Source organism: Pseudomonas sp. YuFO8, from assembly GCF_035065025.1.
Taxonomy (GTDB): domain Bacteria; phylum Pseudomonadota; class Gammaproteobacteria; order Pseudomonadales; family Pseudomonadaceae; genus Aquipseudomonas; species Aquipseudomonas putida_AE.
The window spans coordinates 18,169-35,289 of the sequence record NZ_JAXDEQ010000056.1 but is presented as its reverse complement, the minus strand read 5'-3'; the positions used below and the strand labels follow the sequence as shown (position 1 = coordinate 35,289).

Here is a 17,121-nt window from a genome sequence, read left to right as displayed (position 1 = left end):
GGCGAAGGCTTACTTCAGATCGCCTTCGCCGGCAAGCCGGGCTCCTACAGAAAGCAGAACGCAAAAAAAAGCCCGCCAAGGCGCAAACCTGGGCGGGCTTTTTTGTACCTGGACGGTTTAGAACGCGCCCATGTAGTCGCGCTTGCCCACTTCCACGCCGTTATGACGCAGCAGCGCATAGGTGGTGGTGACGTGGAAGAAGAACTGCGGCAGGCCGTAGGTCAGCAGGTAAGCCTGGCCGGAGAAACGCTTCTCTTTCGGCGTGCCTGGACGGGTGACGATCTCGATGCCTTCCTTGCCATTGATCTGCTCAGGCGAGAACTCGCCGATGTAGGCCAGGACCTTGGCGATCAGCGCTTGCAGCTCGGCGAAAGTGGTTTCGGTGTCTTCGTACTTCGGCACTTCAACTTCGGCCAGACGCGAAGTAACGCCCTTGGCGAAATCAACGGCGATCTGCACCTGACGCACCAGCGGGAACATGTCCGGGTACAGACGGGCTTGCAGGAAGGCGTTCGGGTCGATGTTCTTGGCGGTAGCGTGGGCTTCGGCCTTGTTCAGCACATCGCTCAGGGCGTTGAGCATTTGCTGGAAAACAGGGACGGAAGCGTCGTACAGGGAAATGGTCATGACAGGTCTCTTGTGGTGACAGGAGGGAAACGTGGGCCGATTATAGCCGCGCGCCGCCCTCCCGGAACGGCTCTTTTTCATTTGCCTGGACGCGGCTCTTTGGGCATGCCCAAGGCACGCTCGGCGATGATGTTGCGCTGGATTTCGTTGCTGCCGCCGTACAGGGTGTCGGCGCGGCTGAACAGGTACAGTGACTGCAGGCGGGTCAGTTGATAAGGCGCGGCTTCGAGCAATTCCGCCTCGGCGCCGAGCACGTCCATCGCCAACTTTCCGAGGCTGGCGTGCCAGGTCGACCAGAACAGTTTGTAGATGGTCGCCTCCTTGCGCAGCGAACCGTCCTGGCTACCCGAGAGCATGCGCAGCGAGTTGTAGCGCATGATCCGCAGCCCGCTCCAGGCTTCGGCCAGACGCTGGCGCAGGATTGGATCGCGAGAAGCGCCATTGGCCTTGGCGATGGCGATGATCTCGTTGAGTTCGTTCTGGAACTGCATCTGCTGGCCGAGGGTCGACACACCGCGCTCGAAGCCGAGCAACGCCATGGCGATCTTCCAGCCCTCGCCTGGCGCGCCGATGATGTTGGCGGCGGCGGTACGGGCGTCGTCGAAGAACACTTCGTTGAACTCCGAGGTGCCGGTCAGTTGCTCGATGGGGCGCACAGTGATTGCCGCCTGGGCCATCGGCACCAGCAGGAAGGACAAACCGCGATGGCCGACGCTGCCCGGTTCGGTGCGGGCGATGACAAAGCACCAGTCCGACTCATGGGCCAGGGAGGTCCAGACTTTCTGCCCGTTGATCACCCATTGCCCCGTCGCCTCATCCAGCGTCGCGCGGGTCTTGACGTTGGCCAGGTCGGAACCGGCGCCCGGCTCTGAATAGCCCTGGCACCAGAACTCGGTACCGCTGACGATCCCCGGCAGAAAACGCCGTTGCTGTTCGGCCGTACCGAAAGCGGCGATGGTCGGTCCGGCCAGGCCTTCGCCAATATGGCCCATGCGTCCCGGGCCGCCGGCGCGGGCGTATTCTTCATGGAAGATCACTTGACGGGTGATCGACAACCCACGCCCGCCATGCTCGGGCGCCCAGCCGACACAGGTCCAGCCGCCTTCGGCGAGTTTGCGTTCCCAGGCTTTGCGCTCTTCGGGAAACATGTGCTCATCGCCGGGTCCACCGCGAAAACGCAGGGGCTCGAATTCGCCGCAGAGGTTGTTGCTCATCCAATCGGCTACTTCCTGGCGAAAGAGCTCGTCCTGCTCGCTGAAATTGATTTTCATGGCTGCTCTCCCAGAATCACCGAAGCAATGCGCTCGCGATGCCAGGCCGGTAGCCCGAGAAAGCTCTCGCTGGCGCGGGCCCGCTTGAAGTAGAGGTGCGGGTCGTATTCCCAGGTGAAACCGACGCCGCCATGCAACTGGATCGACTCGGATGCGCAGTGGAAAAAGGTTTCCGAGCATTGGGCCTTGGCCAACGCAGCCGCCAGCGGCAGTTGCACCGCCACTTCAGCATCGCCCCGGGGATCAAGGACTTCCTGAGCCACGCACGCCGCATAGTAGGCGGCCGAACGCGCGCATTCGACTTGCAGCATCATGTCGGCGGCGCGGTGCTTGAGGGCCTGGAAACTGGCGATGGGGCGACCGAACTGCTGGCGTTCCTGCATATAGGCCACGCTGAGGTCGAGCACCTGCTGCGCGCCGCCGGTCTGCTCGGCAGCCAGGCCGATGCAGGCCAGTTGCAGGACGCGTTCCAGGTGCGGCCAGCCATAACCCAATTCGCCCAGCAGCTCATCCGCTTCGAGGTACAAGCCCTTGAGCTCAATCCGCGCCTGACGCCGGGTCTGGTCCATGGTGGGCAGCAACTGCCGTTCGATGCCCGCACGTACGGCGTTGACGGCAAACAGGCTGATGCCCGTTTCGCCAGCGGTTCCGGGCTGACGTGCGGCAATGATCAACAGGTCGGCGCCGTGTCCATCGAGTACATGCTTGAGGGTGCCGTCGAGGACAAACCCTTCGCCTTCGGCCACCACCGTTGCCTGGACATCGTTGGCCGACCAGCCGTTGGCACTGCTGAACGCCAGGGTCGCGGTCACGCTGCCGTCGGCGATCGACGGCAACCAGCGCTGCTTCTGCTCATCATTGGCGGCCAGCAACAGCGCCGGCGTGGCCATGCAGGCGGTGGCGAAAAACGGCGAGCACAGCAAGCGCCGGCCCATCTGCTCCAGCAGAATTGCCAATTCGACATAACCGAGGCCGAGGCCGCCATAGGCCTCTGGAATATGAATCGCCGGCCAGCACATTTCCTGGCATAACCGCTGCCAGAGGGCTTCGTCGAAACCCCGGTCGCTGACCATCGCCGCGCGCACGGCGGCGGAATCCGATACATCGGCGAGGAAACCCTCGGCCGACTCGCGGATCATTTCCTGTTCGTCGCTGAATGCAAACTCCATCGCGGCGCCTTCTGCTCGTTTGGCGGGGCGCGCGTGGCGCAACACCCCTTTGAGCATGAAGTTTGGCGCCGCCCGGACGCGACAGAATCGTTAGCCTTGCCTAGTCCGAACGGGCGATGTCAAAGTGCGCCTACGCAAGTGAAAAACATGAATCGGCTAAGGATGCAGAACCATGAGCACTGAGCAAGAGACGACTTTCGACGAGCCGCGGCTCAACACTACGGAAATCCGCATTCTGGGCTCCCTGATCGAAAAACAGGCCACCAGTCCGGAAACCTATCCCCTGACCCTCAATGCCCTGGTGATCGCCTGCAACCAGAAAACCAGCCGCGAGCCGGTGATGAACCTCACCCAGGGCCAGGTCGGCCAGAGCCTGCGCGCCCTCGAAGGGCGCGGCTTCACTCGACTGGTGATGGGCAGCCGTGCCGATCGCTGGGAGCACAAGGTCGACAAGGCACTGGAACTGGTGCCCGCACAGGTGATCCTGACCGGGCTGTTGTTTTTAAGGGGGCCGCAGACGGTCAACGAACTGCTGACCCGCAGCGGGCGCATGCATGATTTCGAGGATGCCGAGCAGGTCGTGCATCAGCTCGAACGCCTGATTGCCCGCGGCCTGGCCGTGCTGATTCCGCGTCAGGCCGGCCAGCGTGAAGATCGTTATACCCACGCGCTGGGTGATCCGGCGGATATCGAAGCGATCCTCGCGGCACGGCAAAATGCGCCGGAGCGCGGTGCTGGCGGCGCCGTGTCGGTTGAGCGAATCGAAGAGCTCGAAGCGCGAATCGCCGCGTTGGAAGAGCGTTTGGCACGCCTTGAGTAAAAGCTTGAATCAATAGGCAAGGCTGCTGCGAGCAAACTCCACGGCCTTTTCAAACTGCTCATCGGTCGGGCGCACGCCGGTATAGAGCACAAATTGCTCCAGTGCCTGGATCGCAATCACTTCGAGCCCGGTGATGACATGTTTGCCTTCGGCACGCGCGCGCAGGATCAGCGGGGTTTCCGCAGGAACCGCGACAACATCGAAGACGATATCCGCAGCAGCGATGGCCTCGGCATCGAACGCCAGCTGATCGGCTTGCGGGCCGGTCATGCCGATGGGCGTTACGTTGATGAGCATTTGCGGGCGCCGGTCACCCAGCTCGGCTTGCCAGGGGTAGTTCAGTGACTTGGCCAATGCCTGGCCGGCACGCTCGTTACGGGCCACGATCAGGCCATTGTGGTAACCGCCATCGCGCAAGGCGCTGGCCACCGCCTTGGCCATGCCACCACTGCCAAGCAGGGCAAATGAGGTGTCCTTGGGCACCTGGTGGGTCTCCAGCAACTGGGCTATGGCGATGTAGTCGGTGTTGAAGGCCTTGAGATGGCCGTCGGTATTGACGATGGTATTGATCGACTGGATGGCCGCAGCAGAAGGGTCCAGTTCGTCGACCAGGGCAATGCAGGCTTCCTTGAACGGCATCGATACGCCGCAACCACGAATACCCAGGGCGCGGATGCCGCCGACGGCGCCCGGCAGGTCCTGGCTCGAGAACGCCTTGTAATAGAAATTAAGCCCCAGTTGCTCATACAGATGATTGTGAAATCGCAGGCCAAAGTTCCCGGGCCGTCCGGAGAGGGACATGCACAGCTGGGTGTCTCTGTTGGGGTTCATCTGCATGTGAATCTCCTTGCATTGCACTTTCGGATGGACGGGATTAGCCAGTCCATCGGGTTCTGTTCAATCATGGTCGCACGCCTTGATCGACGCCGCGCGAGCGTAAGTTCGCCGACACAGACCTTACACAAAATTTACCCGGCAGCTGTGCTGATTTTCAAAAAAAAGCTGTCTTAGAAGTATCCCCGCGACATTCCTTGAGTCTATGGCAGACGCAAGCGCCGGGTCGAAGAACCGAGGAATCATCATGATTCGTAGAATCCCCACAGTGGCCTTGCTGATCGGCGCCCTGGCTGTCGCAGGGCAAGCAGAGGCGCATGGCGGCGGTGGTGGCTGGGAAGGACCGGCGGTGTTTGGCGCGATCGTCGGCTCGGCCATCGTTGGCTCGGCAATCATCAACAGCAACCGGCCTGTGTATGTAGCGCCGCAACCGGTCTACGCGCAGCCGGTTTACGCTCAACCGCAACCGGTGTACATGGCGCCACCTCCACCGGTCTACTACCAGCCCGCACCGGTATATGTGGGGCAACCCATCTACTATCGCCCGGCGCCGGTCTACTACGGTCCACCGCGTGGCTACTATGGCCCCCCTCGTGGCTATTACGGCCCTCCCCACGGTTACGGCCGCTGGTAGCCGCGGGTTCCCTGTACCTGTAGGAGCGAGCTTGCTCCGGGCGGCGTTCCGACGATGGACGTGAACGCTGCAAGCTCGCGTCCGTAATTTACCGTTCGTCGTCACAGGTCTGGAAAAATCCTGTAGGCGTCGCTATCGGAACAGTGTCGACCCTTGATTTCGGCAAGATTGGGTGCGTACCTGTACGGCCGATAACAACAAGGACGAGCTCATGCCCACACAAAACCCGCACCGCATCAATGGCCTGTGTACCTCCAGCAAGGTCTACAACGCCCTGACCGAACTCAAGCACCTGGAAGGCCATCGCAGCGCCAAATTCCTTTCGCTGCTGACCCAGAACCTGGTGCGCAAAGGCCTGCTCAACGAGCAGGAAGTGGTGCATATTCTCGATCAGGTGGTCGACTGAGCGCCAGCCGCCTGGCAGACCTCACTGGCATCAATGACCACTATTGAAAGCGTTGATTGTTCCTCGAGACGCCCGGACCGTAAGGTGACTTCACAGATTAGTGGAGGTCCTTATGATGTCTCAGGTTCAGATCATGTCCGTTATCGGCAGCGCCGTTCCCGCACCGCTCAGAGCGCTTGGCTTGCTCGCCTGCTGGTACCTGGTCCAGGACGGCGAACAGATCAGCGGCCCGCTCACCTCGCTGCCCGACGCCCAGGCGTTGTCCCAGCGAATCGGCGCGGGACAGGCAGGCAAGCTCAGTGCCTAAGGCAGCTGGACCCGCGGTTTGGTCTCGATGAAAATGGCCCAGCTCGACATGAACAGGGCCGCGATCAACGGGCCGATGACAAATCCGTTGAGACCGAACAGCGCCAGGCCACCGAGGGTCGAGATCAGGATCATGTAGTCCGGCATCTTCGTGTCCTTGCCCACCAGGATCGGTCGCAGCACGTTATCCACCAGGCCAATCACGAACACCCCGAACAATCCCAGCACCACGCCCTGCCAGACCTCGCCGGTCAGCAGGAAAAACGCCGCCACGGGAGCCCAGACAATCCCTGCCCCGATCGCCGGCAACAACGACAGAAACGCCATCAACACCGCCCAGACCAGTGCGCTGGGAATGTCCAGGAACCAGAAAATCAACCCGCCCAATGCGCCTTGGGTGATTGCCACCAGCAGGTTGCCCTTCACCGTGGCCCGCACCACGCGATTGAACTTGAGCTGCAGACGGCGCTTCTGGTGTTCCTGCAACGGCACGGCCATGCGCACCTTGCGCGCGAGTTCGGCCCCGTCGCGCAGGAAGAAGAACAGCAGGTAGAGCATGATGAAAAAGCTGACAATGAACTGGAACGTGCCCTGGCCAAGGCTGAACACCTGATTCGTCACCTCGCCACCGGCCATCGCGCTCTTGACGATTTTCTCCCGCAGCCCGTTCAACTCACCCACGCCGAACCGATCAAGCAAATGCTGGAAATACGGTGGCAGGTTGTGCTTGAACTGCGACACATAGCCGGCAATGTCCAGCTCACCGCTCTCGACGCTCTTGTACAGCGCCGCGCCTTCCTGAACCAGCAGCATGCTGATGATGATCACCGGCAGAATCGCGATCACCAGACAGATGCTCAAGGTGCACAGCGACGTCAGGTTGCGCTGCCAGCCGAACTTCAGTTGCAACCGGCGCTGCATCGGCGCAAAGACAATCCCCAGGATCACCGCCCAGAACACCGCACCGTAGAACGGTAGCAGGATCCAGATGAACGCAATGCTCACCAACACCAGCAAAACCGCCAGCGATTTATCTTTCAGCGTCTCTTCGTTCATGTCCGACCCATGTCAGTCTACCGGCACGCAACGTTGTGCCCTGATGCTTAGGCCACTGCGGCGCGCGCGAGTGCCGTGCGCTTGGTGAAAAAGCATGGCAAGGGAGGTGTCGAAGAGATCAGTCGTCAAATTCCAGGCAAAAAAAAAGGGGAGCACATGCCCCCCCGAGGTTTAAAGCGTTGTATCGCGGCTGTTAACTCAGCCTTCGATCTCGATCAGGATCTCGCCCGGGTTCACCCGGTCGCCCTTGGCCACGTGGATGGCGGTGACTTTGCCGGCGATGGCGGCCTGGACTTCGGTTTCCATCTTCATCGCTTCGGTGATCAGCACAGCCTGGCCCGCCTTGACGGTGTCGCCCTCCTTGACCAGCACATCGACGATGTTGCCTGGCATGGTGGTGCTGACGTGGCCCGGGGCCGACGCCTGCTTGCGTTTGCTGCTGCCGCCGCTGACGAACTCATTGAGCGGTTCGAACACCACTTCTTCCGGCATGCCATCGATAGACAGGTAGAAGTGGCGCTTGCCTTCGGCCTTGACGCCAACACCGGTGATGTCGACGCGGTAGGTTTCGCCGTGGACGTCGATGACGAACTCGGTCGGCACGCCTTCACCGCCGGCCGAGGCGACGCCACCGGCTTCAGGAATCGGCAGCAGCACTTCAGGGGTCAGGGTGCCTGCTGCACGCTCTTCGAGGAACTTGCGCCCGATGTCCGGGAACATGGCGTAGGTCAGCACGTCTTCTTCAGACTTGGCCAGGGCACCGATGTCGGCGCGCAGCTTGGCCATTTCCGGCTTGAGCAGGTCCGCTGGGCGAACGTCGATCACTTCTTCGCTACCGATGGCCTGGCGACGCAGTTGCTCGTTCACCGGGGCCGGCGCCTTGCCGTAACCGCCTTGCAGGTACAGCTTCACTTCGTTGGTGATGGTCTTGTAGCGCTCGCCGGCCAGCACGTTGAAAAACGCCTGGGTGCCGACGATCTGCGAAGTCGGGGTCACCAGTGGCGGGAAGCCGAGGTCTTCACGAACCCGCGGGATCTCTGCCAGCACTTCGCCCATGCGGTTGAGGGCGCCCTGCTCTTTCAACTGGTTGGCCAGGTTGGAAATCATCCCGCCCGGTACCTGGTTGACTTGAACGCGGGTATCGACGGCGGTGAATTCGCTTTCGAACTGGTGGTACTTCTTGCGCACGGCGTAGAAGTACAGGCCGATTTCCTGCAGCAGCTCCAGGTTCAGGCCGGTGTCGAACTCGGTGCCCTTGAGCGCAGCAACCATCGACTCGGTGCCCGGGTGGCTGGTGCCCGAGGCGAAACTGGAGATCGCGGTGTCGATGTGGTCGGCGCCGTTTTCGATGGCCTTGAGCTGGCACATGGTCGCCAGGCCGGCGGTGTCATGGGAGTGAATGAACACGGGCAGCGACTGTTCGGCTTTCAATGCCCGAACCAGTTCGCCGGTGGCGTACGGGGTCAGCAGGCCGGCCATGTCCTTGATCGCCACCGAGTCGCAACCCATGGCTTCCATTTGCTTGGCTTGCGCCACGAACGCGTCAATGGTGTGCACCGGGCTGGTGGTGTAGGCGATGGTGCCCTGGGCGTGCTTGCCGGCGGCTTTCACCGCTTCGATGGCCACGCGCAGGTTACGCACGTCGTTCATGGCGTCGAAGATGCGGAACACGTCGATGCCGTTGACCGCTGCCTTGGCGACGAAGGCCCTGACCACGTCGTCGCTGTAGTGGCGATAACCCAGCAGGTTCTGGCCACGCAAGAGCATTTGCAGGCGGGTGTTAGGCAACGCGGCGCGCAGCTGGCGCAGACGCTCCCACGGATCTTCCTTGAGGAAACGTACGCAGGCGTCGAACGTCGCGCCGCCCCAGCATTCCAGCGACCAGTAGCCAACCTTGTCGAGCTTGTCGCAGATCGGCAGCATGTCTTCGGTGCGCATGCGGGTCGCGAGCAGCGATTGGTGGGCGTCGCGCAGGATGGTGTCGGTTACATGAATCTTCTTGGACATTGTTCTATTCCTCACAGGCCTGCGTGGGCGGCGATGGCGGCGGCGATGGCCAGGGCCAGCTCTTCGGGTTTGCGCTTGATCGAGTAGTTGGTCAGTTCAGGGTGGCTTTCAACGAAGCTGGTGTTGAACTGGCCGCTACGGAATTCCGGATTACGCAGGATTTCCTGGTAGTAGGCGGCGGTGGTCTTGACGCCTTGCACACGCATGTCGTCCAGCGCGCGCAGGCCACGGTCCATCGCTTCTTCCCAGGTCAGCGCCCAGACCACCAGTTTCAGGCACATGGAATCGTAGAACGGTGGAATGGTGTAGCCGGTGTAGATCGCCGTGTCGGTACGTACGCCCGGACCGCCGGGTGCGTAGTAACGGGTGATCTTGCCGAAGCTTGGCAGGAAATTGTTTTTCGGGTCTTCGGCGTTGATCCGGAACTGCAGGGCGAAACCGCGGTGCTGGATGTCTTCCTGTTTCACCGAGAGCGGCAGGCCGGACGCAATGCGGATCTGCTCGCGGACGATGTCGATGCCAGTGATTTCTTCGGTGATGGTGTGTTCCACCTGCACCCGGGTGTTCATTTCCATGAAGTACACCTCGCCCTCGGCGAGCAGGAACTCCACGGTACCGGCGTTCTCGTAACCCACGGCCTTGGCTGCACGCACCGACAGGTCGCCGATGTAGGCGCGCTGTTCCGGGGTCAGTTGCGGGCTCGGGGCGATTTCGATGAGCTTCTGGTTGCGGCGCTGGATCGAGCAATCACGCTCGAACAGGTGCACCACGTTGCCAAAGCTGTCGCCGAGGATCTGCGCTTCGATGTGCTTGGGGTTGACGATGCACTTTTCCAGGAACACTTCCGCGGAACCGAACGCCTTGGTGGCTTCGGAAATGACTCGCGGGAATGCCTGTTCGAGTTCTTCACGGCTGTTGCAGCGACGGATACCGCGACCGCCACCACCGGAAGTGGCCTTGAGCATCACCGGGTAACCGATGCGGTCGCCTTCGGTCAGGGCTTCTTCAATACCAGCGACGTTGCCTTCGGTACCCGGCGTGACCGGAACACCTGCCTTGATCATGCTGCGGCGGGCTTCGGTCTTGTCACCCATGCGGCGAATGACTTCAGCCGATGGACCGATGAACTTGATCCCGCGTTCGGCGCAGATGTCTGCCAGTTCGGCGTTTTCCGAGAGGAAACCGTAGCCTGGGTGCAAGGCATCGCAACCGGTTTCCACAGCCAGGTTCACCAGCTTGCGCGGGTTGAGGTAACCGGCCAGTGGCTCGGCACCAATACTGTGGGCCTCATCCGCACGCTTGACATGCAGGGCATGGCGATCGGCGTCGGAATAGATCGCGACCGAGCGAATGCCCATTTCGGCACAAGCGCGTACGATTCGTACGGCAATCTCACCACGGTTGGCGATCAGGATCTTTTTTATCACTTGGAGTTTCCCTTGATCCGGTGGTACCCACGACCTGTTGACAGGTCGACGCGTGACCAAATGTTTCAGTTTGGTCGCAACGCCACACTAGCGCTCACAAGGGATTAACAAAAATGAATAATTATTGGGTCATGCATAAGTAAAGACTTATAGTTGACACATTCGCCAGTGGCCAGAGTGTGCAAAAAATGCGTAAGTCCTTGATGCGTATGACATTGCGTCAGTTGCAAATCTTCAACGAGGTCTGCGACCTGAGGTCCTACAGCCGCGCAGCCGACGAAATGTCACTCACGCAACCAGCCGTCAGCCTGCAGATTCGTCAACTTGAAGAGCTGGTGGGCCAGCCGCTGTTCGATTATGTCGGCAAAAAACTCTACATGACCGAAGCGGCGGAAGCCTTGCAACGTGCGAGCCGGGACATCTTCGGTCGCCTGGAAAACCTCGACATGCAGCTGTCGGACATGCAGGGCTCGCTGCAAGGCCAACTGAAACTGGCGGTGGAATCCAGCGCCAAGTATTTCGTACCGCACCTGTTTGCCGCCTTCAAGCGCCAGCACCCGGAAGTAAACCTGCAACTGACGGTGGTCAATCGCGCCCAGGTGATCCGGCGACTGTCGGACAACCGCGACGACCTGGTGATCATGTCCATGGTACCGCAGGACATGGGGCTGGAGTTCCTGCCGTTCCTGAACAATCCGATCGTTGCGGTCGCACCGCCGGACCACCCACTGTGCCACCTGGGGCCATTGCGCCTGCAGGATCTTGAGCCTTACACCCTGCTGATGCGCGAGGTCGGGTCGGGAACGCGAATGGCCTGCGAGGAATACTTCAAGGAAAAGCGCGTGCACTTCAACCAGACCCAGGAGGTTTCTTCAGCCGAAGCCCAGCGTGAATGCGTGCTGGCGGGTCTGGGCGTGGCACTGTTGACGCGCCACGCCCTGAACCTTGAGTTGGCCACCGGCGGCCTGATCGAGTTGCCGATCGAGGAACTGCCGCTCTACCGCAGCTGGTGCCTGGTACAGGCCAAGGCCAAACGCCTGTCACCGGTGGCTCACGCTTTCCTTGCGTTCATTCGTAGCGAAAGGATTCAGATCAGCGCGCTGGTTGAGCGCTTCGACGGGAAGTTGTCGGCGCCGCCTGCCAGTAATTGAGTTCCAGTTCAGCAAAATCGGCAATCTCGGCGAGAAGCTGGCGCTGTTCGCAGCGATCTTCGATAGCACGGCGGAACGCCATGCGGCGCTGGTCTTCCTGCTGACGACGGGTTTTGACGGCGCTGTTGCGTTCTTCGTAGGGCTGGGCCATTTCGAGTCTCCCAAGTCGAGTACGGGAGTTTCAAGATAGGCGCGAGGGATGACGGTTTGGCGGCGGGCGGGTTACAGGAACATGAAATTCAAAAGATCGCAGCCTGCGGCAGCTCCTACAGAGATTTGTGACCACCTGTAGGAGCTGCCGCAGGCTGCGATCATTTGATCTTAGTCGTCCAGCGCCTTCACCGACTTGGGTGAAAGGCGCAAGCTGCGCAGGCTGCGCTTGACGCTCTTGAGGTGGTTGACCAGGCTCGGCCCGCGGGCCATGGCCACGCCCATGGCCAACACATCGATCACCACCAGGTGGGCGATACGCGAGGTCAGCGGCGTGTAGATTTCGGTGTCTTCGTGAACGTCGATGGCCAGGTTGACGGTCGACAACTCGGCCAAAGGCGTCTGGCTCGGGCACAAGGTGATCAACGAGGCGCCGCTCTCACGCACCAGGTTGGCAGTGATCAGCAAATCCTTGGAGCGCCCGGACTGGGAAATGCAGATTGCCACGTCACTTGGCTTAAGGGTAACCGCCGACATCGCCTGCATGTGCGGATCGGAATACGCCGCCGCTGTCAGCAGCAAACGGAAAAACTTGTGCTGCGCATCCGCCGCCACCGCCCCGGAGGCGCCGAAACCATAGAACTCGACGCGCTGGGCCTGGGACATGAGCGTCACCGCCCGCTGCAATTCCAGCGGATCGAGCTTTTCCCGGACCTCCATCAGCGTGTGCAGGGTGGTGTCGAAAATCTTCAGGCTGTAGTCGGCGACCGAGTCGTCCTCATGGATCGCGAACTGCCCGAAACTCGCCCCTGCCGCCAGGCTCTGGGCCAGCTTGAGTTTCAAGTCCTGGAAACCCGAGCAACCGATGGCGCGGCAAAAGCGCACGATGGTCGGCTCACTGATACCCACGCTGTGGGCCAGGTCGGCCATGGAACTGTGCATCACGGCCGCAGGATCGAGCAAAACGTGATCGGCGACCTTGAGTTCCGACTTGCGTAACAGGTGGCGAGACTGGGCGATGTGTTGCAGCAGATTCAAAGGGCTGGACTCTTTTTTATTTGGCAGGCGCCGGGGATGTAGCACGCTTGTAGTTATACTACATGAATCGTCTTTTTGCCTGCTGAATAAGTAACTGAATTGTCTTTGTCACACCCTGTTTTAGCGGTATGAGCCTTATGTAGCAGTAAATCCGGCCTTTGCCGCCAAGGATTTTTTGCGAAAAAAAAGCCCGCAGTGTGAGCGGGCGAAAGACCAAAGAAGCTATATGCGCAGTCGCTTCTAAGTGGAGGAAGCCGCTTGGGGGATCAGCTTCCTCGGTACGTTGAATAACTGTAGGGCGAAATGAGCAGCGGCACATGGTAGTGATCCTGCTCGGCAGAGATGCCAAAACGCAGCACCACCACATCCAGGAAAGCAGGCTCCGGCAACTGGACGCCACGGGCGCGGTAGTAGTCGCCTGCATGGAACTGCACCTGATAGACCCCGGTGCGGTAGTCATCGCCCTGCAGCAGCGGTGCATCGACACGGCCATCGCTGTTGGTTATCGCGCTGGCGACCAATTCCAGCTGCGAGCCTTCAACGCGGTACAGCTCGACCTTGATCGAGCTGCCCGGGCACCCGTGTGCAGCGTCCAAAACGTGTGTAGTCAAACGTCCCATTGATTCTGCGCGCCTGCCTGCATGTAAGCAGTCAGACCTCGCGCCTCCCGAAGTCAGTTGAAAGGAGACCGCACCGATTCGGAGCACGAAAAGCTGCGGCGAGCGACTGATTAAGACATTTTTCAAAAAAATTGTACACAATAAAAACGACATTTCGTCCGACACCGTCACCACACGGGCTTTTACCGTCGATTTTCCACCAATCCTTGCGCCTGCGCCGCTTTCGAACCATTAGCTGACCAATCAGGCAAATTTCTTGCACTGGTCGGGTGACAGTCCAGAATCCGCACGGCAGATGACCGTTGATGAAAAATGCAAAAAATCAGGCTTACAAAATGAATATAAAGTTGTATACAATCACCCCATCGCTGTGACGCCACCCTGCCATTTCACCCTCAGGCGCGCCACACCACCTGTCAACACGAACAAGAAGGAAGACTGCAGTGAGCGCTGACTACCCTCGCGACCTGATCGGTTACGGCAGTAACCCTCCGCACCCACACTGGCCGGGCAATGCCCGCATCGCCCTGTCGTTCGTACTCAACTACGAAGAAGGTGGCGAGCGCAACATCCTGCACGGCGACAAAGAGTCTGAAGCCTTCCTCTCGGAAATGGTCTCGGCGCAGCCGCTGCAAGGCGCGCGTAACATGAGCATGGAATCGCTCTACGAGTATGGCAGCCGCACTGGCGTCTGGCGGATCCTGAAACTGTTCAAGGAATTCGACATTCCGCTGACCGTGTTCGCCGTGGCCATGGCCGCCCAGCGTCACCCGGACGTGATCCACGCCATGGTCGAGGCCGGCCACGAGATCTGCAGCCACGGCTACCGCTGGATCGACTACCAGTACATGGACGAAGCCCAGGAACGCGAGCACATGCTCGAAGCGATCCGCATCCTCACCGAAATCACCGGCGAGCGCCCACTGGGCTGGTACACCGGCCGCACCGGCCCGAATACCCGCAAGCTGGTGATGGAAGAAGGCGGTTTCCTCTACGACAGCGACACCTACGACGACGACCTGCCCTACTGGGAACCGAACAACCCGACCGGCAAGCCGCACCTGGTGATCCCGTACACCCTGGACACCAACGACATGCGCTTCACCCAGGTCCAGGGTTTCAACAAGGGCGACGATTTCTTCGAATACCTCAAGGATGCGTTCGACGTGCTCTACGCCGAAGGCGCGGAAGCCCCGAAAATGCTGTCGATCGGCCTGCACTGCCGCCTGATCGGCCGTCCGGCGCGTCTGGCTTCGCTCAAGCGCTTTATCGAATACGCTAAAAGTCATGAACAGGTGTGGTTCAGCCGTCGCGTCGACATCGCACGCCACTGGCACGAAACCCACCCGTACCAAGGGGCCGCGAAATGAGCGCCTTTCAAACATTGAAACCCTCGACCCTGAGCCGCGACGCCTTCGTCAAAGCCTTCGCCGACATCTACGAACATTCGCCATGGGTGGCCGAGAAGGCCTTTGACCTGGGCCAGGACGCCTCGATCGACCAGATCGAAACCCTGCACCAGCGCATGAGCGACATCCTGTTGAGCGCCGATCACGCCAGCCAGCTGGCCCTGATCAACGCTCACCCGGACCTGGCCGGCAAAGCCGCCGTCCAGGGGCAACTCACCGAAGCCAGCACCAATGAACAGGCTGGCGCCGGTATTCACCAATGCACGGCCGAAGAGTTCCAGCGCTTCACCGAGCTGAACGACGCCTACAAGGCCAAGTTCAAGTTTCCCTTCATCATGGCGGTAAAAGGCAGCAACCGGCATCAGATCCTCGCGGCGTTCGAAACGCGCATCCACAACCCGGAAGATACCGAGTTCAAGTGCGCGCTGGCGCAGATCAACAAGATCGCCCTGTTCCGATTACTGACCCTATAGCGACCTTGGCCCGAGCGTATCTGAACGCACAAATCGCCCAGGGCCCTGAGAGCATCCCAAGCCACTTATTTAAAGGCAGACAAGAAGAATGAAAGCTTACGCCGTACCTTTCGAGAAGTTCGTCAACCTGGCCGACGCCCGTCTGGGCACCAAGATCATCTCGGTCACCGATGACTGGTTCGCAGACGCCAACCGTCTGTTCCAACCGACCCCGGCCGTGTGGAAGGAGGGCGTGTTCGATGACAACGGCAAGTGGATGGACGGCTGGGAGTCGCGCCGCAAGCGCTTCGAAGGCTACGACAGCGCGGTGATCCGCCTGGGCGTGCCTGGCTCGATCAAGGGCGTGGACATCGACACTTCATTCTTCACCGGCAACTTCCCGCCGTCGGCCTCCCTGGAAGCCTGCTTCCTGGCCTCGGGCGAGCCGGACGCAAACACCCAGTGGACTGAAGTGCTGTCCGCCGTCGAACTGCAAGGCAACAGCCACCACTACCACGAAATCAGCAACGACCAGGCGTTCAGCCACCTGCGCTTCAACATCTACCCGGACGGTGGTGTTGCCCGTCTGCGCGTGTACGGCATTCCGTTCCGCGACTGGTCGGCTGTTGGCGACAACGAGCAAGTCGACCTGGCCGCAGCCCTCAACGGTGGCCGCGCCCTCGCCTGCTCCGACGAACACTTCGGCCGCATGAGCAACATTCTCAACCCGGGCCGTGGCATCAACATGGGCGACGGCTGGGAAACCGCACGTCGTCGTACCCCGGGCAATGACTGGGTGATCGTCGCCCTGGGCCACCCGGGCGAGATCGAGAAAATCGTCGTCGATACCCTGCACTTCAAGGGCAACTACCCGGACAGCTGCTCGATCCAGGGCGCATTCGTCAAAGGCGGTACCGACAACCAGATCGAAACCCAATCGCTGTTCTGGCGCGAACTGCTGCCAAGCCAGAAGCTGGAAATGCACGCCGAACACACCTTCGCCGAGCAGATCAAGGCCCTGGGCCCGATCACCCACATCCGCCTGAACGTGTTCCCGGATGGTGGTGTGAGCCGCCTGCGCGTTTTGGGCAAAGTCGCTAAATAAGCACTCAACCCAATCGCCAGCAGGCTGGCTCCCACATTTGCAATGCGTTCCCCTGTGGGAGCCAGCCTGCTGGCGATAGCATTAGAACCAACAACACAGAATTCGGATAAGAACAGCATGCGCACACTGACGATTGAACCGCTGACCAAAGAAGCCTTCGCCCCTTTCGGTGACGTGATCGAAACCGACGGCAGCGATCACTTCATGATCAACAACGGTTCGACCATGCGCTTCCATAAACTGGCGACGGTGGAAACCGCCACGCCAGAAGACAACGCGATCATCAGCATCTTCCGCGCCGACGCGCAGGACATGCCTTTGACCGTGAGCATGCTGGAGCGTCATCCGCTGGGCAGCCAGGCCTTCATTCCGCTGCTCGGCAACCCCTTTCTGATCGTGGTCGCGCCACTTGGCGATGAACCTGTATCAGGCTTGGTCCGCGCCTTCGTCACCAACGGCAGGCAGGGCATCAATTACCATCGCGGCGTTTGGCACCACCCGGTGCTGACGATCGAAAAGCGGGATGACTTCCTGGTGGTTGATCGCAGTGGCACAGGCAATAACTGCGATGAGCATTTTTTCAAAGAGGATGAGCGTTTGATCCTCGCCCCCCACCAATAAGAGAAGGTCTGATCACTC

19 protein-coding genes are annotated in these 17,121 nt (G+C 60.4%); 9 read left to right on the top strand and 10 right to left on the bottom strand.

Annotated elements, in window-relative coordinates:
* Positions 1-117 precede the first annotated feature (117 nt).
* From SOP95_RS29140 to SOP95_RS29130, 3 genes are all read right to left on the bottom strand, one after another.
* A complete protein-coding gene (locus tag SOP95_RS29140; RefSeq protein WP_323609194.1) occupies positions 118-627 on the bottom strand; it encodes a DUF1993 domain-containing protein in 510 nt (169 codons plus the stop codon).
* Between the two features lie 77 nt (positions 628-704).
* Positions 705-1,898 carry an acyl-CoA dehydrogenase family protein gene (locus tag SOP95_RS29135; protein ID WP_323609192.1) on the bottom strand — a complete coding sequence of 398 codons (1,194 nt, stop codon included), beginning with the start codon at positions 1,896-1,898 and terminating at the stop codon, positions 705-707.
* A complete protein-coding gene (locus SOP95_RS29130; RefSeq protein WP_323609191.1) occupies positions 1,895-3,067 on the bottom strand; it encodes an acyl-CoA dehydrogenase family protein in 1,173 nt (390 codons plus the stop codon). The genes SOP95_RS29135 and SOP95_RS29130 overlap by 4 nt, the downstream gene beginning before the upstream one ends.
* Positions 3,068-3,239: 172 nt before the next feature.
* Here SOP95_RS29130 and SOP95_RS29125 point away from each other — a divergent pair, with 172 nt between their 5' ends.
* On the top strand, positions 3,240-3,887 hold the full coding sequence (locus tag SOP95_RS29125; RefSeq protein ID WP_323609190.1) for a YceH family protein: 648 nt from the start codon (positions 3,240-3,242) through the stop codon (positions 3,885-3,887).
* Positions 3,888-3,896: 9 nt separating this feature from the next.
* Here SOP95_RS29125 and SOP95_RS29120 read toward each other — a convergent pair whose 3' ends face one another.
* A complete protein-coding gene (locus tag SOP95_RS29120) occupies positions 3,897-4,724 on the bottom strand; it encodes a shikimate 5-dehydrogenase (protein ID WP_323609189.1) in 828 nt (275 codons plus the stop codon).
* 244 nt (positions 4,725-4,968) lie between these two features.
* On the opposite strand from SOP95_RS29120, the gene SOP95_RS29115 reads away from it, so the two are divergent.
* From SOP95_RS29115 to SOP95_RS29105, 3 genes are all read left to right on the top strand, one after another.
* Positions 4,969-5,355: a hypothetical protein gene (locus tag SOP95_RS29115; protein ID WP_274074614.1), complete on the top strand. Its 387-nt coding sequence runs from the start codon at positions 4,969-4,971 to the stop codon at positions 5,353-5,355.
* Positions 5,356-5,566: 211 nt separating this feature from the next.
* Complete coding sequence (locus tag SOP95_RS29110; RefSeq protein WP_323609187.1) at positions 5,567-5,761, top strand: hypothetical protein; 195 nt, start codon at positions 5,567-5,569, stop codon at positions 5,759-5,761.
* Positions 5,762-5,876: 115 nt separating this feature from the next.
* Positions 5,877-6,068 (top strand): hypothetical protein, encoded by a 192-nt coding sequence (locus SOP95_RS29105; protein ID WP_323609195.1) that lies wholly within the window; start codon positions 5,877-5,879, stop codon positions 6,066-6,068.
* On the opposite strand, the gene SOP95_RS29100 is transcribed toward SOP95_RS29105, so the two are convergent.
* The 3 genes from SOP95_RS29100 to SOP95_RS29090 form a co-directional block, all read right to left on the bottom strand.
* The gene (locus tag SOP95_RS29100; RefSeq protein WP_274074612.1) at positions 6,065-7,123 is read right to left on the bottom strand and encodes an AI-2E family transporter; all 1,059 of its coding nucleotides are present in this window, start codon (positions 7,121-7,123) and stop codon (positions 6,065-6,067) included. The genes SOP95_RS29105 and SOP95_RS29100 overlap by 4 nt on opposite strands.
* Before the next feature lie 198 nt (positions 7,124-7,321).
* Positions 7,322-9,130, bottom strand: a complete 1,809-nt coding sequence (oadA, locus tag SOP95_RS29095; RefSeq protein ID WP_274074611.1) for a sodium-extruding oxaloacetate decarboxylase subunit alpha — start codon at positions 9,128-9,130, stop codon at positions 7,322-7,324.
* An 11-nt stretch (positions 9,131-9,141) separates the two neighbouring features.
* A complete protein-coding gene (locus tag SOP95_RS29090; protein ID WP_046817975.1) occupies positions 9,142-10,557 on the bottom strand; it encodes an acetyl-CoA carboxylase biotin carboxylase subunit in 1,416 nt (471 codons plus the stop codon).
* 188 nt (positions 10,558-10,745) lie between these two features.
* Here SOP95_RS29090 and SOP95_RS29085 point away from each other — a divergent pair, with 188 nt between their 5' ends.
* Positions 10,746-11,708, top strand: a complete 963-nt coding sequence (locus SOP95_RS29085; protein ID WP_274074610.1) for a LysR family transcriptional regulator — start codon at positions 10,746-10,748, stop codon at positions 11,706-11,708.
* On the opposite strand, the gene SOP95_RS29080 is transcribed toward SOP95_RS29085, so the two are convergent.
* The 3 genes from SOP95_RS29080 to uraH form a co-directional block, all read right to left on the bottom strand.
* On the bottom strand, positions 11,650-11,859 hold the full coding sequence (locus SOP95_RS29080) for a PA3496 family putative envelope integrity protein (RefSeq protein WP_274074609.1): 210 nt from the start codon (positions 11,857-11,859) through the stop codon (positions 11,650-11,652). The genes SOP95_RS29085 and SOP95_RS29080 overlap by 59 nt on opposite strands.
* A 170-nt stretch (positions 11,860-12,029) precedes the next feature.
* Positions 12,030-12,896: a transcriptional regulator HexR gene (hexR, locus tag SOP95_RS29075; RefSeq protein ID WP_008056956.1), complete on the bottom strand. Its 867-nt coding sequence runs from the start codon at positions 12,894-12,896 to the stop codon at positions 12,030-12,032.
* Positions 12,897-13,162: 266 nt separating this feature from the next.
* Positions 13,163-13,516 (bottom strand): hydroxyisourate hydrolase, encoded by a 354-nt coding sequence (uraH, locus tag SOP95_RS29070; RefSeq protein WP_008031462.1) that lies wholly within the window; start codon positions 13,514-13,516, stop codon positions 13,163-13,165.
* A 443-nt stretch (positions 13,517-13,959) separates the two neighbouring features.
* Here uraH and puuE point away from each other — a divergent pair, with 443 nt between their 5' ends.
* The 4 genes from puuE to SOP95_RS29050 all read left to right on the top strand — a co-directional run bounded on the left by puuE (position 13,960) and on the right by SOP95_RS29050 (position 17,103).
* The gene (puuE, locus tag SOP95_RS29065) at positions 13,960-14,886 is read left to right on the top strand and encodes an allantoinase PuuE (RefSeq protein ID WP_274075359.1); all 927 of its coding nucleotides are present in this window, start codon (positions 13,960-13,962) and stop codon (positions 14,884-14,886) included.
* The gene (gene uraD / locus SOP95_RS29060) at positions 14,883-15,398 is read left to right on the top strand and encodes a 2-oxo-4-hydroxy-4-carboxy-5-ureidoimidazoline decarboxylase (protein WP_323609183.1); all 516 of its coding nucleotides are present in this window, start codon (positions 14,883-14,885) and stop codon (positions 15,396-15,398) included. Before puuE ends, uraD begins: the two co-directional genes overlap by 4 nt.
* An 88-nt stretch (positions 15,399-15,486) precedes the next feature.
* A complete protein-coding gene (gene alc, locus SOP95_RS29055; protein ID WP_323609182.1) occupies positions 15,487-16,482 on the top strand; it encodes an allantoicase in 996 nt (331 codons plus the stop codon).
* Positions 16,483-16,599: 117 nt separating this feature from the next.
* Positions 16,600-17,103 (top strand): ureidoglycolate lyase, encoded by a 504-nt coding sequence (locus SOP95_RS29050; RefSeq protein ID WP_007960046.1) that lies wholly within the window; start codon positions 16,600-16,602, stop codon positions 17,101-17,103.
* Positions 17,104-17,121 lie beyond the last annotated feature (18 nt).